Origin of the sequence: Bradyrhizobium sp. INPA03-11B (assembly GCF_040446015.1) — a bacterium.
GTDB lineage: Bacteria > Pseudomonadota > Alphaproteobacteria > Rhizobiales > Xanthobacteraceae > Bradyrhizobium > Bradyrhizobium macuxiense_A.
Genome location: NZ_JASGSR010000052.1, coordinates 36292 through 54778, shown reverse-complemented (window position 1 = coordinate 54778; position 18487 = coordinate 36292). Strand labels below are relative to the sequence as shown.

Here is an 18487-nt window from a genome sequence, read left to right as displayed (position 1 = left end):
GCACTGAGAGATTTCGGCCTCCTGCCGACCTGCGAGATACCGATGCCATGTTTTTACATACATCGTGAGCCCTACACGGCCGAACAGGGACCGGATGGACGTGTTCTTGTGATACATCGACCCCTGGCTCGATGAAGCCCGCGCTTGGGTCAGCAAACAGACAGATGAATGAATCTGGACCATCTAAAACGCGCGACGATCAAGCTCGATAGCTCGCATTGGGAGGTGGTTGGCACTTCGGCTCACCGGATGAGAGAGCTTGCCGGTCCTTGCCGATGGTGGCGCAGACGCATCGCCGCTCCCGCGGCGGCGGGCTTTCGGAATAGGCGCTTGAGACTTGCGAAAGTCTGTTCGTCGCCGGGATGATCGTGCGGCCGCCGTCTAAGCTTACCAGCGACATCGAACTCGGCGCCCGGAAACGCGCTTGTCAGTTCGGAATGCATCCAGTTCACGAAAATGCAAAAATCACCCTCAAGCCGCCTCGAAAGCCGGGAGGCGGGACAGAAAACGCGTAAATCCGGCCATTGCCTTACCGAGACAACAACAACCTGACGCCCGCAAACAACAGGATGGTCGCAAGGACATACCGCGTGGCCCAATCGGTCATCCACCGCAGCCCGATGCAGGTTCCCAGCATGGCACCAAGAACTGCACCGAATATGTAGAAGGCAATCTCGGGGTTCACTGACTGACCGGACAGCAGCACGCCCGCCAGAGCGAGCACCGAATTGCAGAGGATGAATGGTGGGGAGAGCCCAGCAGCCTGCCTCGGAGACACCCAACCAAGCATCAGGATCAGTGGGACGAGAAATACACCACCGCCAATTCCCGTCAATCCGGAGAGAAGACCCGTGGCAGCGCCTACCAGCGCGGCAAGATCAAGCGGCACCTGACGATGCTTGATGTTGTCGACACGACGCTTGAGTAACATTAAGAACGAGGCCGCAATCAGCAGCGTACCGGTCATGATGGAGTAGAGCGATCCGCCGATCGATAGCAGCCCGCCGATGAAGGCCGTCAACATCGACGGGATCGCGATCTGCCAAAGCAGATTCCAGTCAATCTTTCTGTGCCGATGCAGCTTCCAGGTCGCATAGCTGGCGGCAACAACGTTTAAAACAAGTGCAGTCGGACGCATCTGCTCGGCCGAAAGTCCTGCAAAGGCCATCACCGCGAGAAAAGCTGTCCCCCCGACCTGACCGGCGGTCGAGTACAACAGTGAGACAAAGCCTATCAACAGGGTGACGAGTAATGTAGATTGCATGGTCCGTGAATGGTGCTGGAGACAAGAGAGAAGAAGGACCATGTTAGTCCGTTTGCTGGTTGGCTCATTTGAGCTTTCGCAAAGAGGAGCGCGTGATTGGCACGCCTTGCGCGTCATTGTGGTCTTTCCACGCGCTGCAAATCTGGCGCTCAGCGGCGAATAACAGCCCGCGTCAAATGAAGCCGCCTAATGTTCGAAGGCCGACAACCCTTGTCGGCAACCAGAGAACCAAAACGTCGTTTTTGTGCTGATGATCGCAGGGTTGCATCATCTTACCGAACCGTCGGACCAATCGCATCACGGTCCTGGGTCGGCACGCCATCAGTGGTGTGGAGGATTCTCGCTCGCGAGTAGCCGATGAACACTCAAGGAGAGATCCTGCCCGCTGTCGATGCGAGCATTCGCGCTTTCTCTGCTGACTGCCTGAAAACGTAACTCCAGCGGAGCCCATTCGGTTACCGCAGCAGTATACGCTGGCCGAACAACCGGTAGAACCAAGGCGGCCGGCCGAGGCGCTGGACGAACTCGTCGACGGTCTCGATACGGTCGCGGCGGTTGAGGGCAAGGCCTGAAGCGAGCACCCGCCATTGCGCTGGCGAAATAGTCGGCGGCGGTGCCGGTGTGAGGTTCGCCTTGAGTGCCTCGTCGGCTGCCCGCTGCGCATACGGATGCGCGCCGGTCAGGGCCAGATAGGTCACCACCGCGAGAGAATAGACATCGTCGCTTTCCGCTCGCGGCTCTCCCATCAGCATCTCTGGCGACGCATATGCCGGTGTCAGCAGGCCGATCTGGTTGAGCATGGCCGTGGCCCTGTCGTGTTGCGGCGGAACGTCGAGCATGAGCACTGTCCCGAAATCCAGAATTTTGATTTCGCCCGTCGAGGTTATGAAGATGTTGCCTGGTTTGAGGTCGCCATGGACGATACCTAGACAGTGCATGTGGGCGAGCGCCTGCCCGACACCGCGGACGATCTGAAAGGATAGCGATGGTGACAGCGGCTGTCCCTGACGATCGGCCAGGATCTGCGCTAGCGAGCGGCCCTTTAAGAGCTCCATGACCAGGTAGTGGTACTTGCCGTCGTAATCGGAATCGTAGATTTGCACTAAATTCCGGTGCACGAAGTTACGCAAAAGGCGCGCCTCGCGATGCAGCAGCTCGACAATTTTCTGGCGCATCTTCGAATGTGGATGGATGACCTTCACTGCCACTTCTGGATTTTGTTCACGCGCCCACAGGCCGATCCGATCGACCGCACGATAGACGGTACTGGCGCTACCCTCATTGATCACCTCTAGGAGGTCGAAACGACCGCCAAGCACGTATCCCAGGGGGGCAGCTGGATTCACTGTGCAGCCCCAACCAAGCGATCGACGATCGTATTGATATCATCGGTTGCCTCTTGCATGAGAGGGCAATGCAGGATCATTTGGAGGCCGATGCTACATATCGAGGACGTGTGGTATGGCCGCTTGCGATCACCAGGAGGCAGAGTCTCTGCGTCTTGGTGGAACCGAGCACGCGCGCCAACGTGCCGCCCGCAGCATTTGCCCCTTTTATCCCGAAGAAACCTAGGAAGAGCTTTCACGGCATTGCCGTCATAGGTTATTCGGACAGCGGAACGAACGAAGGACATTCAAGCTGAACGGATTGCTTACGCTTTCCGCGCGCAGCTCGTAGGCCACATTGGGTCGGTCGGGTCTGCCGATCGTGATGGTGAAGCGATCGGAGCTGCCACGCGAAGACAGCCGCGAGGCGCCTACAAGCCGGAACAATGCCCAGGGACCTGAGCTCTCAATCTTCTCCTCGGTCCCATCCACGGCGGTGAGCGTGATGGAGGCAGTGCTTGCTTCGGTTCGGGTCGGCCATTCGAGGTCGTAGGAGCGCGGCGCCTCGTGACGATAGACGATCTCCTTGCCATCCATGACGAAAGTCGCGCGCAGCAGATGGGAGGCGAGATAGACAGGCTTGATGCTGAATTTCACGGCCGGTGCCGAGCCGGAGCCGCTGAAAAACGCCTTCCGGATCTCCTGCGCGCGCTGGAATTGAACCAGGGCATTCGTATGGATCGGCACCGCCGCGCCATCGATGGTCGCAAGCACAAGGCCGTTTCGGCCCTGGACGACCAGGGGCGACAAGTATCTCTGAAAAAAGTCATCGAGAACGCCGCCGGGTCGGAAGAAATCACTGAAGTCCTTCAGTGTTATGTCCTCGGTCGCCGTCGCATACATTGGATAGCGCTGGAAGATGGCAGCCGCGCAGAGCGGGACGACTTCGCCCATCCAAACTGTATTGACATAGTCGTGCGCCTGTTTGAGCAAGATGCTCCATGTCGAGAGCGCGATGTCGTTCATGATGGTGCGGACGAGCTCCGGCCGCAGCGCCGAATCGGCGCGCAAAGCGCCGAAGGAATCGTTATTTGGATCTTTGGCGCGCCGCTGAACGAGCTGCAATGCCGTCCGGCCAGGATCCGGCGCTGACGCGATGTTGGCCATCGCCGCATAGAGGCTACCGAAACGATCGCGGATTTGATCCATGCCGGCCGGCTGTCCCGGGACTTCGGCTGTGGCCAGTTTGGCCAGAGGCCGGAACGCTTCGGTAATTCGGGTTCCTGGCCAAGGCGCATCGCCGAATGCTGCCGAGAACACGGCGGACGCGGCAGCACCGGTCTTGGCGGAGGTCAGCTCTCCGGTTGGTGGCAGGTTTGTGTGGTCGCGCACCAGGGAAATGATCTGCAGCAGCGAGCTTTGTGAGCCGGCGAGCCCGCGCAGAACCACTGCGCCGCGCTGCATGTCGTCGAACTTGACGACGCGAATGTTGCTGAGGGCACTTGTCCAAATGCGAATATAGTCGTCAACATACCGATCAATAACCTTCAGGGCGAGCTGCTGCGTATCGGCCGCATCCAACGGACTACCGGCAAGGATCCAGTCGTCGCTTTGCTCTTCTCGGATGATGGGCGGGAGGCGGTGCAGCAGAAAATCGAGAAACCCGTCGCGCGTGAAGATGCCAGGGATGATGGCACCATTGCTCGAATAGGAAGGGTCGTGCTGTATAATGGCGGGAACGACAATCTGCGGAGCACGCATCTCAAGCTCGCCCGAACCGAGCAGACTGACCAGGTCGATCGGCCGGAGCTGGGTGTTCTGCGCTGCTTCGCGCAACAAACGGATGTAGACCTGCTCGGCGAGGGGCCTTTCCAACAGCCGCGAGCCGACCGCGATCACGAATTTCTGGTCAGTCGTGATGGGCTTCGGCAACAACTCAATCAGGCGTGAAAAATGCTCCTTCAACTCGTCCGCAGATGTCGTATCGAGTGCGAACGCCAGTGCGACTTCGGTGAGCGCCGCCTGCTCGACCTTGCCGCGGTCGAAATGCCTCGGATTGCTCAGCATCAAATACGTGCGGAACGCTTCCTTGGCCTGGTCCAGCAAAGTATCGTTGCCCGCACGCAATAACGCCTCGATGCGGACAGCAAGCCTGCTGGCGAAAACGGGTAGCAGTCGGTCGACCAGAATGTGGTCATAGGCGTCCTGCGCAGCCGGCGCCAGCGCCGGGGTCGCCGAGATGCCGAGGCCCTCAAGCCACGCAGACCACGTGCCCTCGCCGGCAGCCTTGGGCAACCTGCGCGCGGCATTAAGGATCGGCAAAAGCTTCTTCAAGTCCAACGGTTCGTGGATTTCCAGGAGGTGCGCCTGCAACGTCTGTGCGGCCATTCTGGTTTCAGCGATGCGACCTTCGCTTCGGGTGAAGGCACCATACCACTGGGCCAATGCAGCCACCGCCAGCACGACCGCCGCGATATAGGCGCAGCCATGCACCAGCGCGAGCTTGCGTTCCAGCCTCAAATTGCGACCGACTAGGCCCTGCTCAGCGAAGATCACGTCGGTCAGCAACCGCTTGATGAAAAACGCCTTCCCCGGCCCGATTGGAGACAAGGGCGGCGCGAAGTGCAGACCGAAACTGCGGCTGATCGCGCTGCTGACCCGCTCGATCGGCGTGCCTTCCTGCGTGCCGCTCGTAAAGTAGACTCCGCGCAGCATCGGCCGCACCTCGAAGCGGCTCATCCGGAATACCTCGCTCACGAAGCCGGTGATTGCTGCCCGGATGCTCCAGAATTCCTTCGGAAACGCGTACATGATTGCACGGCGGCTGAGATTGCGTTCCTCCTGCATGCGAAAGGCCAGTTTGCTCTCGAGGTGCTCGGCAAGCTCCTGAATCTCACGGGTTACGACGTCACTGATGTGATCGCCCGGCGCATCGAGGGGAAAGGTCTTGCCCCAAACCTGAGCGCGGCCTTCCTGGTCGAGATTGTCGAAGTATTCAGCGAAGCCAGACACGAGATCGCATTTGGTCACCAGAACATAGACCGGAATGCGCATGCCACACTTCTTCAGCAGCTCCTGTATCCGCGAACGAATTGAGCCGACGAGCCGCCGCCGCCGATCGTCGTCGCACAGCAAGAGGTCGGACAGGCTGATTGCGACCAGGACGCCGTTGATCGGACGCTGGCGCCGATGCGCCGTGAGAAGATCGAGAAAGCCGTGCCAAGCCGCACGATCGACCTCGGCATCCGTATCATGGGTCGTATAGCGGCTTGCCGTGTCGATAAAGACTGCTTCGTCGGTGAACCACCAGTCGCAGTTTCGCGTACCGCCGACGCCAGCGACCGGGTCGACGCCGAGCCGTTCGGCCAGCGGAAACTCGAGGCCTGAATTGCGCAGGATCGTCGTCTTGCCGGCGCCCGGTGGACCAATGATGACGTACCAGGGCAGCTCGAACAGATAGCTTGGGCCCCGCTTGCCGGCGAATACCGTATCGCGCAGGACTTTCAGCGCATCCTCGAAGCGCCTACGGATCAGTTCGACCTCCTCCCGACTGCGATCGCTGGAGCTTGAGATGAGGCCTTCGCTCTCCATCAGCGACTTGATGACGCGCCGATTGGCGCGGCGCGCCAACCAGTGTCGGACAAGGATGACGAGCATGGTCGCCAGGAAGACGCCGGCCATTGTGGCGGCGCGAACGGTGACCGACTGGAGCGGATATCGACCGAAGAGGTCGAGATAAGGTCCGCCGAACCAGATGAGCACGCCGATCGCCGACAAACCGATCAGCGTCACGATGCCTCGGACCGAGAAGAGTGCCGCGAATTGCGCGCCGAACACCTGCACCTCCCCTTAGCGCGGCCCGGAGCGGCCGATCAAGTCAAGCAACTGCTCGACGGGTGCCAGCTCTCCAGAGAGGCGCCACCAAAACAGGCCAAAGCCGATGAGCACCGCAACGGCGGCAGCAGTGAAGACGATCCTCAATGGCACGTAAGTGCGCACGCCCATGCGTGCACTGGTGCCGCGCCATTGGCTTGATAACTCAGCGGGCGGAGTGGTCGCATGATCCCGCAAGCGACGCTCAACCTCGCAGCGCAAGTCCTCAAGCTGTTCGCGGCCGCCTTCCACCACGCGATATTTGCCTTCAAAGCCCATCAACAAGCAGACACTGATGAGCTTAAGCAAGGCGAGGTATTTGGCTGGCTCGGCCTGGATGTGTTCGAGTATCTGAAAGACCTTCTCGCCGCCCCAGGTCTCGTTATGGAACTGGTTGAGCAGACTATTGTCACTCCAGGCGCTTTCAGCCCCCCAGCGCGTGGTCATCACGGCCTCGTCGATCAGCGCGCATAGCACATAACGGGCGGCTGTCACGTCGCTCGCCTGATGTTTGACGGCACGCTCTTCGAAGCGACGGATTTGCTCGACAATTCCACGATGTAGCGCGCCGATATCGGCATCGTTGATGAAGCGAAGCCGCGCGACGACCAAAAGGAGCGGTGCTGCGGCCGAGACCAAGGTGTCCTCCACGGCCTTTGGCTCTAGGAGACCGTGGGCCACGATTTCGGCAGGGCTGACCGCCGGACTTTCGCCGGCGTCAAATGTGGGCACCGGCGCGTAAGGGACCGTCGGGGCGGCGTCCTTGGGTGGAACGCGACCGGAAGATTGCCCGCCTTGATTGTCACGGATTGGACCAACTGGCCTGCGTCCAACGACTGTCGGCTCATCCATGTGTTTCGGCCCCGTCACGCACGTTTCCCGCGGATGGCCCAGAATTCGAGATGCAGATCCGAGTAGTCACCGCTGACATGGAAAGCAAAGGCCGCCGCGCGCGGCAAGATGCGCCACAGCTCCATCGACTGGTCCAATTCGAAATAGACGGCATCCTGGATGTAAGGCAATTCGCGGGGCGCCACAGCCAGGGCGCGGGTGGGAATACCGGGGAGCTGAAGATTGACGAGATCACGAATCTGCTCGACCGGGCCTACCTTGATCTGGGCGGGGAGCTGGTTGCGCAATGTCTCGGTCGGAACGCTTGCCACGGCGACGAGAACGAAGCGGGCGTCCTGGAACAACGTACGATCGGCAATGACGCCGATCATGATGCCATACCCTCGATCCTGCAACGGGAGCGATATTGCGGCGCTCTGTATCACGACGGACAACATCTTGCGCAGGATGTCAGCGAGCGGCGTGAAGCTGTTCTCGAGATCCTCATGCTGATAAGCGCGGATATCTTGCGGTTTGCGGCGGTCGCCGACCAAGCTCGACAGCCGTCCTGCGAGGCCAAGCAGTGAGCGGAAGAGCGTTTCAGGATGATGCCCGCGTGTTGCTGCGTAGTGGTCGAAAACGGCTTCGGCACCGTTCACGATGGACAAGGTGACAAGATCAATCAGTCCCCCCGCATCTGCCGTCGCGCGCGACGGATCGGCGCGCGCGGCAAGCGCCTGAGCGCGCGTCCGCAACATCAATCTGATCTCGTTCAACAGCGCGATGAGCGGTTGGACGGCATGGATATCGATAGCCGGCGGAACGTAGGTCTCTGACAATGTGATCGCGCCCGCCGAATCGACGTTGTGGATGCGGCCAACAGGCAACGTGATCAAGTCACCCTGCTCCTCGCCGTCGAAAATAAGATGTGCTGTCAACGGAGCAACACTGATGTCGACCGGAGCTTTCTCCGGCGCGCTCGCATTGCGAACCCGCAAGACCTCCTGACCGTGGCGGCGCGCAGGCGCATCCTCCGAACAGGGGTCGCTGCCGCTATTCCGGCGTCTGCCAACGGCGATCTTGACCAGCAGGTTCTTCGCCGCCGGCGGAGGGATTCGTCCACCCGGAAGCTCGGCATATTCCGGCAAGCAAAGCGCCGTACCGTCGGGCAGAATGGCGTCAAGTTCAGTAACGGCGAGTTGCCCAAGCGCCAGAAGACCACGATCAAAGGCACATCTTCGAACGCCCCAGCCATAGCCGATCAGACCCGCGACGCGGTTCTCGACCAACTGTTCGATCCAGCGATCGTATTGCTGCAAGTGTTGCGGCCGCACCAACATGCCTTCCGACCAGATTGGTTTGCTTGTCACGGACATTGCTTAGGCCGCCTGTTCGTTGGTTCCCGTAAAAGATGCTTCCGCCCGGCGGACTGCCGCCACCGCAACAGGCGGGGTCAGAAGATCCTCCACCAGTTGCGGCTGGCCTCCTCCTCAATGTTGATCGCCTGCGCCGTAAGGTTCACCAGAATCCTGTTGTCGCGGTCGGGCTTGATTTCGGCAATCGAGCGCCATTGCGCATCATCGCCCATGCGAAAGCCGGCGATCACACCGATATTTCGAGTCTCGGCCGGCGTGTGGCGCTCGAAATCGACTGTGCCGCCGGGCGTCAGCTCGATCTCGCGCTTAGCCACCAGGTCGGGGCCGAGGCGTTTGGCGTCATTATCAAACAGTTCAAAGAACTGCGCCTGGGTGAAATTGGTCGCCGACTTCAGCTCATAGATGCGAACGACAATCGGCGACGGCTTGCCGCTCGCATTTGGATTGACGAGCTGATCGGCCTGGATCACGAACTTGATTGGCGTGGTCTTCAGGCTCTTGTCAGTCGAACAACTGACCGTGGCGACGACCACCAGGAGCGCACCGCTAACGGCGGACAAGGGATGACGTTTTTTTGCCGACATCAGTCGTCTTCCCTTCATCCTCGTCAATGGTCGAAACCTGCGAGTCGTAGCTTCGGGCGAACTCTTCCGCGATATAGGTCCGCGCGGTCCGATCAATGTCGCTGACCATCGCTGCGTGCAGTTCGACAAATCGGTCCCATAGCTTGGCCTTATTGATTCGGGCGCCGAAACGCCCGCTATTTGCGCCGTCGCTCTCGATCCGCTGAGGACTCATATGGGTAAGCAGGTTGCTGACCGTCCCCCGCATCGCCGCTATGGCTGCAGCCTCATGCGCCTTGATGTCGTCAAAGCCTTCGCGCACCGACCGGGACAGCAGAAGGAACCCATGATCCTTCGCGAGCGTGTCGCGCAGCGCATCATGATCGCTCTTAGTGAATCTGAATGCGTTGTCGTTGTCGGCGCGTATCCGCGTCGACTTGATGTGGCACTCATTCTTGACCTTGGCCCATGCCGTCAGGATCGAATGCAGGCCATTTGCCATTTCGGCGAGCGCGCGACCAAGTTCGGCTAGGAACTCCCGGCGTTGCGCCGGCGGCACAAGGTCCGAGTTGAACCCGAGGGCATTCCAGAACCCCTGCAGTTCGTCCGCCGCGGGCAGAAGCGGAGCCGCAACGGCTGCTACGCAGCCCAGCTCCGAAGTACCAACCGGTCGCCACGCAGCAGGCTCGCTCTGGCCTGCCAAACGCTCAAGCTCGTCCTCTCCAGGTCGCGGCACCAATGGGTTCGGAGCTCGCAATGTCGCGAGATCATTGCCCAGACCGGCATCGAGCCGCTCATGGGCAAGCTTGAGCGCCTCGTTCGTGGCCTCGAAGCAAAGATTCGCTCGCTGGGGCGGCACAGACGGCACTCCGCGCGAGGCTTCTGCCGGCAGCAGATCCACAAGGTCGAGATCATCAGGAATGAGTGGCGCAGGCAGGCGAGCCGACGGAGCACCATGACCACCTGAGACTGCCGACGGCAAACGATGCGATTGTCCGACAAGTGGGGGCTCTGGTTTGCCTAACGGCACATGCGAGGATGGCGTCTCGGTGATGCCACCGCCCGATCGTCGTGGAGGAAGATGCGTCGGCAGATTTGACTCGACGGCGCCTGCCTTATTGATGAACGTCACATCTCCAAACAAGCACGATGGAGGAGCGCTCGCCTGTGGTGAAGCGGCGGCCTTGGGTGCTACTTCTGCTGCCGAAGAGGAGCATGGCTGGCTGCTACCGATCGCCAGCAATGGATCGCGTGGAAGGTTCTTGTCACTCGTCAATTGTCCGGCATGCTGACGAGGTGCTTTGAGGCGCTCCTCGGCGAGCGACGGCGAGCGCAACGCCCGCGTTGCACCGCCGAGGCACACGGCATTCGAGCCCGTCAACCCCAGCCGTTGACGTTCCTCGGCGGGATCGTTCTCGATCACGACCGAGATGATGTAGCTCGCCATATAGAGCGTGTCGCCATCGGCCAATGGCGCTGCATTGGCGCGCCCCACCGGCGCGGCCACGGTGTTGATATAGACGCCATTGGTGCTCGTATCGGTGATCGTGAAGCCGACCCCATTGAACGCGATCAATGCGTGGCTTGCTGACAGCGTGTTGGTTGGATCCGGAAGCTGCCACGTGCAGCCGAGCCCGCGTCCCAGGGACCCGCCTTCCGGTCCAAACACCTGTCTTGCATTACGGCCCAAGGGTTCGGCGTTCTCTCCGACGACTCCGAGTATGAGATGCATCTCACACCTTCAGCCTTGCTCATCAGCATGGTCGTATCCGAGCGTCGCATGAACGTTACCTGCGGCGGGGCATCGTCCCCCGCTCCGCGCCATTGTTGAAAGTCGATCGACCGACTGGTGCGTCTGTTGCGAAGCGAACGGAGCTCTCTTCGTGCGCTCAAAGCCCATGCGAGGGCGCGCTGGCTTACTCTCACCGGAACGAGGCGCAGGGGCCAAGGGAAGGAGAGCGTCGCTCGTCTTAGGCATCTACGTGCACCAGCCACTCACTCAGTGTTGCCGCATCTCAACAGCAACGCTTGTGCCAATGGCTTAAGCTACTGATTAGGTTTGGAATATTGAGATTCGACAAAAGACGGCAGGTGTTCTCAACCTAACAAAGTCAGCGTGGTTGTCAGATGCCGGACAAGCATCGACGTGGTCGGGCCCTGACTTTCGTCCTCATCCCGCCACTGTCGTCCAATCTTGCCCGATCGCGCTAACCGTCACCTCGGCTATGGCCCATTTCGGAGGTGGAGCGATGTCCGACTTGAGTCCGTTGTGCGCACCAAGCGGACTCTCCCGACTTCTACATTTTGGGTTCGCCCTAATTTGGTTGGTACGACAGCCAGTCTGTGGCACCCGCGAAGAACGCTTTGAGCGACCATTGGGCGGCTTCGCCGTCAGTGAGCTGATGCGCGTATGGCTCGCGGCGTGTGGGATTGGCCCCGACGCCGGTCGACTTGTATTCGGCATAATAGGCCGTCGGCAGGGTGTTGGTCTTGCCGGGTGTCCATTCGCGCCACCCGTCGGGGATTACGGGCGCGTCTATCTCAGTTGACAAGAAAATCACCGCGGCATAGGGGCGCCAAGCGCGGCCGAGGGCAATATCGCGCGCGGCTGTATCGGCGGTCAGCCTGCAATGATCGAAGACATAGGCGCTATCCTCGTCCGGCGATGCTTTGCTTTGGGCGGTATAGACGACCGTATGGTTGGCGACGCCGTGCAACTCACATTGCCGGAAATAGGCCTTGGCGTTGCCAAAGATAAAATCGACATGTCCCTCGATGTAGCAGCCCAAGAAGTACTGGCGCGACATTCGGCCGTTCGGCCCCTTGTTGGCGAACAGGGTATCCTGTGCGCCGAGCAGGCGGACCCGAGTGATAATGTCCTTATCTCCGGTCAGGGACAGTGCCACCGCCTGCGAAGGCGGATTAGCGGGATTGAGGGAGTAGTCGTTCTGAACCGTCAGATTGTCGAGCCGAAAATCGTCACCCGAGGCGTCCAGCGTCGCGGAATGGGAGGTTCCCCCCACATTGATCGCACCATCGCCGTAGACAATAACCGTGTCGTGAGGCTGCTTGCCGGTACCTTTGATATGAACACCTGGTTTGGAGACTTTGACCTTCTCGCGATAGGTGCCCGGCGCAATCAGAATAGCGCCGCCTTGCGGCGGTAGTGCGTCTATGGCTGACTGCAGAGAGTGATGGGCCTTGTCGGCGGATTGCGAGACCAAAAGTGGCTGAGCAGATGCTTCCGAGAAGCGGAAAAAACATCCACCCAGCACGGCAGCACAAAGCGCGAAAGCTCTCATCATGGTCTCACCTTCGTCGAGCCAACTGCATGTTTGTATTTCGGGCGCGCTCGGATGATTGCGCCTTGTGTCATCAAGGAACCCGCAACGAAAGCCAGGACCTCGTCAATGTGCATGGCACGGCAGCCTCACTTTGACGGTGCCGGGTCAGCATTCGCGCCTATGCTTCTGAAAACTTGCGATTCGTGATAGCGTTCGGCGTCACGCCGTTCTGATTGCTACCTAACGATTGGGAAACGCTTTTGCACACTCCCATCCGCGAGATAGCAACCCCGCAGCTCGACTTGGGAGTGGTGGCGACACGCCGGAACGCCCCACGGTCACATTGGTATTTTCCATCTGCCAGGTCGCGGAATCGGCAAATCGCACATCATCCAGCGTGATCTCGAGGGCATGCGTCTTGTCAATCCCACGCATCACCAGCGCACCTCCATCGCCACGAACATGGCGCAGCACAATCTGGCGATAGAGGGGAATGCTGTCACCTAGGGCTCGAGGATCGTATCTTGTATCGAACATGATCGGCCAACGGTTGCCGCGCAGGCACACATTCTCATAGGTTACCCGCTCCACCAGGCCACCCCGGCTGACATCACTCTTGATGCGCAAGCCCGATGTCGTTCCGTCGAGGATCAGGCCGCGCACCAGGATGTCGCTCACACCGGAGTTCACCTCGCTGCCGATCGACATTCCGTGTCCCCAGCCGAAATAGTTATCGACGATGGAGACATGGCGGGTGGGACCATTATTGCCGGCCTTGATTGCCACATTGTCGTCTCCAGTGCGGATCACGCTATGGGTGATCGTCACATCCTGGCTGGCGCCAGGATCGATGCCGTCGGTGTTGCGGGCGTCTGCGGGTGCATCGATGGTGACGCCCCAAAAGGTAGCACCTTCGACGCGGTTCATCGCGACGTGAAAATTGGGTGCGTTGCGCAACGTGATGCCGTGGAAGCTAATGTCCTGTGCGTGGTCGATCTGGATCAAGCGCGGGACGTTCTGATTGCCACGCTCGGTTTGCGCGCGGCGGGCCAGCTCCCACCAAGTTTCGGCGCTGCCGGCCATTGGTGTGCCGCCCTGGCCATCGATGATGCCGTCACCATAGATGCCGCCACCGCGCGTTTTGGAAAAGCTGATGAACGGGCGGCAGCCGTCGCCTTTACCTGCGATGCGACCACAATGTCCCAAGCCCCTGTCATAGGCGGTCGGGTCGGGGATGGCAAAAAGGGTGGCGTCCCGCTCGATCCATAGCGTTACGTCCGATTTCATCTCGAGTGGACCTGACCGGAAGTCGCCACGCGCCAAATAGACCGCTGCACCGGCGGGGCAACGGGCAATGGCATCTTGCAACGCGACCGTATCGTTCGTTCCAGAGGCCACCGGGCGGGCGCAAACATCACGCGGCGCAACTGGTTCGGCAACAAAGCGGCGGTCTTTCGCCTGGGCAGCTGGACAGTACGCCGTTGAGGTCGCGATGGACAGTAGAGCCCAGTAGCGGAAAAGGTTTGTCATCTACATCCTCATGCGTTGCTGCGCGCACTTTGCCGCGTGATAGCTGTCCCCGAGCCGAACACGAGCTAGAGCGAGCGCCGCCCTTCTCAGGGGCGCGCGCAAGATGACCATAATAAGACAACACGGGATGGCGGTCCCGCCTATGAGACTGCGCATCAGTCGGATGCGGTTCGAGGCGCGGGCGATGTGGTGTCGCAGCGCCGGGCCAACCGGCGGTCTCGCCGCTATCGTCCAGAATGCACTTCTGAGACCAATTGTCTTGCACAGAGGCGCCTGTCTCGGCAAACGCCAATCGTCTTGGGTTTGGCGGCGCCATGGTCCGCAAAATGCCGGCTTCCGTACGCGATTCAACTACGCCTCGATTATTACCGGGCAAGTCAAAATCACGGACTGGCGTTGGCCAGGACTTGCTTCCTTCGCAAATTTGAGTGGTTGCGGGGCTCGCAACCACCGATACCGACATTCCCTGGGCCGCAGCCACGGCTATCATCGGAAAACGAACCCGTCACGGCTCCAGCGCGACCTGCAAGCCCTCGTTCCCCTCAATATGAACATAACGGGGCCCGATCGGCCGCCCCCTGCCGCTGGCGACGGTGACAATGTCTTCCAGGGGGGTGGCGCGCGCATCCGCCTCGGGGCGGGACAAGATCAGATCGGCGTGAAACAGCCCTTCCGATTCAAGACCGGTCGCATCGACGCCAAGCGTCGCCAAGGTAGCCAAACAACTTTCGAACTCTTCAGCATCGCGAAAGCGACGCTGAATAAATGTCGCGCCGGTAAGACGTTCCGTCACAAGGCCACGCTTCGCGAACGTCGCAGCCAATGAATCAAATGGGAACATTCTTAGCACGAAGGAGATGATCCACGGACGCTTCTCCGTCGCATCGAGAATCTTGCTGAACGTCTTCTCGGTAACGTAGCCGATGCAGCCCGTCGACATGATAACGTCAGTGGATTGGATAATACGCGCGCTGTCCTTCGATAGCGTCTCGTTCTCAAGATCAGCGACAATGCCCTGCTCGAGGAGACCAACACTCGTTGCATAGCTGATTGCCGGTGCCGATACATCGAGACCGATAAATCGCGCCAGGCCGATATCGGGCCAAGCTGCAAAAAAATTGCGATCGAGACGCACCAGTGTCTCAGAACTAATCGCCCTCATCTCGCGCCGGGCATAGCGATGACGCAAGCCCCCGAAGGTCAGTGGAAACCGATGCACCGCGGCGTTGATGCCGTATGAACAGCCAACATCAAGCACGACCGGCTTAAGGCCGGTTGCCGAAGTTTTCGCTGCCAGAATCTGGCGCACAACCGGCTCAGCCACGTCCGGGATCATATAATCCAAGTCTCCCAGGACAGAGAAATATGCTCTCGGATCATCCGAAGCATAAATATCATCGAAGATAGCTTTAGACTGATTGATACGCGAAAAGTCTGTTCGCAACTCAATGTCCCCCATTTCATTTTACAAGTCCGCTCGACGGCTGCGGCCTTCAAGCACTCGGTGCCTTATCGCAGAGATCGGCCGACGCATAAACCCCATCGCGCGCTTTTTTCAATCTCGCTTCGTGGAGCAGAGGATCTCGTACAGCTCGCATGAGAAGATGAAGCGGTTCCAAAAGCGGTCACGAGATTCTTCGGCATTTATGTTCTGACGTTGAGGCTTCTTGAGTGTGCCGAATGACAGCGATCGCAATGACCACACGTTGATGGCACGATTATGAGTGCAGCGAGCATAGAGCCATGCGCTGCATCGCTCGATCCTTCCGATCATCATCGGCTCGATCGTTGAACGCGAGCGTAGCGAACACCATCTCGGCCAGTGGACTTTGTCCGCGTAAACGGATCGGACATCTGATAGCAAGTGACTAGGTCAAACGTCTGCGACCCCGACAAGTGGGGACGTCCACACCTGCTATTTCTGTAGCGTCACGACAAATCAAGCCGCGATCCTAGCCTTGTTTCGCGTAGTCGACCGCCATGCCAGCAACCTGCCCCGATGAACGGTGTATTCCCGGATTATCCAGCGACCGTCGTACACAACGCTTGTGGTGGTCATAAGATGGTTGGCCGAGAGCGCGAGCGGTGCGCTGCAAGTTCAAGGCGGAATCCGGTACCTTCCCTCCCCGCGGCATGCCGCGCAACGATCATTGACGAAGGGGGACGATTGTGTCGAGCAAATCGTCCATGGTCCGAGCCGCAAGGAAAGTTGCCCCAGGCACAGTCAGGTGCCCGGAATCGAACGCGGTCAATTCGGAATCATTGGGACCGGTCCGGCTCAGACAGCCGCTCTCGTTGCAAAAGACATCGCGGACCGAAATGTACCGGACGCCAAGCTCGCGCGACAGTTCGTGCAGCAGTGCATCGCGTTGCTGCGTCCACGCATCGGTCGATCCGTGGAACGTCCGCACCGGCAGCACCTGCTGAGTTTCCCGGTAATAGTAGAGGATGTTCTGCGACAGGCCGCCGCCCTGCCAACTCGGTGGTGGCCCTATGATGACGATATTGGTGATGTTCATCGCCTTGAGCAAGGCCACCGTCCGCGGCAGGCCCTCACGCAACACGGTTTCAATCTGTCCCCAAGTGGCGTCGAGAATGACAACGTCGGGCCGCAGACGGTTTATCCGCAACAGAACATCGTCATTGATGCTCTTGCAGTACGGCCGCTCGGACGGGCTGTAACCGATCAGAGGCGGACAGGCCGACGCCGTATACTGCGCGACATCATACCTGCGCTCAGCCGAAAAATGGAGCAACCCGGGATAGAGGGCGGCGCCGTAGGAATCGCCCCAGATCAACAGCAGCGGGCGACCACCATGGCCCGCGCATTCGGGCGCGAACTCCGATGCGGGTTGACGCATCAAAAGGCACGCAGCGCGTCGCCAATGGCTCTCAGTTTCTGTGCCGGACAACATGAAGTTGCGGATCGGTTGCGGGAAGCGTGCCGGCAGGCCCCGTGTAATGACCGCAGCAATGCCGATGAGCCCCGTTGCGGCCATCGCGGCAGCCAAAGGTGCAACCCTCCATCTGATCGCAGCCACCCCAAACCTGATCGGCTGCTCGATGAACCGATAGGTGAACCACGCCAGCAGCGCGCTGAGCGCGAGAAGTTCGGACATCAGCAGCGCCGGTACGGCGCCGTTCATGTTCATCTTGGCAAAGGCGATCAACGGGAAATGCCAAAGATACAGGGGATAGCTCATACGCCCGATGAAGATCAATGGGCGCGCCGACAGAATGCGGCGATGGACGGTTGTATTGGCCGTCGCGATCAGGGCCGTGGCTGCCGAAACGGGAACGGCCGTCCGGAGGTCGGGCCAATGTGAGCCTGCATTGAATGCCCAAAATACGAAAGCGATGGCAGCCAATCCTGCCAGAGCAAGCGCTGTGGCGACTGAGCGAACCGCCTCGACGGAGCCGTTGCACAGGCAGAGGCCAACGAGCGATCCGGCGAGAAGCTCCCATGCCCTGGTCGTCGGCGAGTAGAACGCCCAGGCGGAATCGATCGGCGGCGTCAGGAGGCAGATAAAAAGAGAGCCGAGCGCAAGCGCTCCCACGATTGCCGCGCGGCGCACTCGCCAACGCGAAATCAGCAACAGTGCCGCCGGCCATACGATGTAGTACTGCTCCTCGATTCCGAGCGACCAGAGATGGAGAAGCGGAAGGCGTTCTGCGTGGGGATCGAAGTATCCGACGATCTGCTCGTGCAGCACAAAATTCTCTATGAAAGCGGCCGCGCCCCTGATGCTGGTTCCGAGCGCCTCCATCTCGGCGGCAGGGAATGTGAACCATGCGATGACGAAGGTGACCAAGATCACGACAACAAGGCAGGGAAATATCCTTAAGATTCGGCGAGCGTAGAAGTTCGCGATGCTGAAGCGTTTCTCAAGCATCTGCCGAATAATGATTCCAGTTATCAGATAACCGGAGATGACGAAGAAAATGTCGACGCCGGCGAAGCCGCCGGGCACGGCTCGCGGAAACGCATGATATGCCAGCACGGCCAGCACCGCGATGGCGCGCAGGCCGTCAATATCCGGCCGATACCGGATGGAATCGGGGCGATCAGCACCGTCAAGAGGCGCATCGTCGTTGACGCGCAACCGCGTGCCCAAGGCAAACGCACCAGATTTCCATATCGCGCTGACGCGTTCGCGCGTGAATTCCATACCGGCCTTGCAATCGAGGTGCTGCCACTGCGCAGGTTCGCGCGTTCGATGATTTCCCCTGACCTTTCAACGCTGGGCTCACCGAACCCCAAGTCGTCGAAGCGCCACGGAGCTGACCTCGCGAAACGATCAGATTTCGTGCGCAAGTCCTATTGATGTCAGGGGTTGGAGCAACTCATACGTTGGTTTAGATATGCTAGGTGCGTATCCGCCGTATCTCGCTGATGATTTGATCACGCACCGCGGCCTCTATCTCCAAAAATCCCAAGCTC

General features: G+C 59.7%; 11 protein-coding genes and 1 pseudogene. 1 reads left to right on the top strand and 11 read right to left on the bottom strand.

Features of this window, described 5'->3' with window-relative positions; genetic code table 11:
- Positions 1 to 529: 529 nt before the first annotated feature.
- From QMZ05_RS22030 to QMZ05_RS21985, 10 genes are all read right to left on the bottom strand, one after another.
- On the bottom strand, positions 530 to 1381 hold the full coding sequence (locus tag QMZ05_RS22030; protein WP_353702640.1) for a sulfite exporter TauE/SafE family protein: 852 nt from the start codon (positions 1379 to 1381) through the stop codon (positions 530 to 532).
- A gap of 338 nt (positions 1382 to 1719) precedes the next feature.
- Positions 1720 to 2610: a serine/threonine-protein kinase gene (locus tag QMZ05_RS22025; protein ID WP_353702639.1), complete on the bottom strand. Its 891-nt coding sequence runs from the start codon at positions 2608 to 2610 to the stop codon at positions 1720 to 1722.
- 249 nt (positions 2611 to 2859) lie between these two features.
- Entirely contained in the window at positions 2860 to 6426 is a 3567-nt protein-coding gene (gene tssM / locus QMZ05_RS22020; protein WP_353702638.1) for a type VI secretion system membrane subunit TssM, read from the bottom strand.
- Positions 6427 to 6438: 12 nt separating this feature from the next.
- Positions 6439 to 7314, bottom strand: coding sequence for a type IVB secretion system protein IcmH/DotU (icmH, locus tag QMZ05_RS22015; RefSeq protein ID WP_353702637.1), 876 nt, complete (start codon positions 7312 to 7314; stop codon positions 6439 to 6441).
- Positions 7315 to 7328: 14 nt separating this feature from the next.
- On the bottom strand, positions 7329 to 8669 hold the full coding sequence (gene tssK, locus QMZ05_RS22010; protein ID WP_353702636.1) for a type VI secretion system baseplate subunit TssK: 1341 nt from the start codon (positions 8667 to 8669) through the stop codon (positions 7329 to 7331).
- Between the two features lie 77 nt (positions 8670 to 8746).
- The gene (gene tssJ / locus QMZ05_RS22005; RefSeq protein WP_167529233.1) at positions 8747 to 9253 is read right to left on the bottom strand and encodes a type VI secretion system lipoprotein TssJ; all 507 of its coding nucleotides are present in this window, start codon (positions 9251 to 9253) and stop codon (positions 8747 to 8749) included.
- The gene (tagH, locus tag QMZ05_RS22000; RefSeq protein ID WP_353702635.1) at positions 9216 to 10964 is read right to left on the bottom strand and encodes a type VI secretion system-associated FHA domain protein TagH; all 1749 of its coding nucleotides are present in this window, start codon (positions 10962 to 10964) and stop codon (positions 9216 to 9218) included. The genes tssJ and tagH overlap by 38 nt, the downstream gene beginning before the upstream one ends.
- Before the next feature lie 583 nt (positions 10965 to 11547).
- Positions 11548 to 12537, bottom strand: coding sequence for a pectinesterase family protein (locus QMZ05_RS21995; RefSeq protein ID WP_353702634.1), 990 nt, complete (start codon positions 12535 to 12537; stop codon positions 11548 to 11550).
- 219 nt (positions 12538 to 12756) lie between these two features.
- A complete protein-coding gene (locus QMZ05_RS21990; RefSeq protein WP_353702633.1) occupies positions 12757 to 14046 on the bottom strand; it encodes a glycosyl hydrolase family 28 protein in 1290 nt (429 codons plus the stop codon).
- 505 nt (positions 14047 to 14551) lie between these two features.
- Complete coding sequence (locus QMZ05_RS21985; protein WP_353702632.1) at positions 14552 to 15505, bottom strand: class I SAM-dependent methyltransferase; 954 nt, start codon at positions 15503 to 15505, stop codon at positions 14552 to 14554.
- Positions 15506 to 15995: 490 nt separating this feature from the next.
- Between QMZ05_RS21985 and QMZ05_RS21980 the strand changes: the two are divergent.
- Positions 15996 to 16090 (top strand): annotated as a pseudogene (locus QMZ05_RS21980) (SOS response-associated peptidase); the annotation flags it as partial.
- A gap of 103 nt (positions 16091 to 16193) precedes the next feature.
- Here QMZ05_RS21980 and QMZ05_RS21975 read toward each other — a convergent pair.
- Positions 16194 to 18215, bottom strand: a complete 2022-nt coding sequence (locus QMZ05_RS21975) for an acyltransferase family protein (protein ID WP_353702631.1) — start codon at positions 18213 to 18215, stop codon at positions 16194 to 16196.
- Positions 18216 to 18487 lie beyond the last annotated feature (272 nt).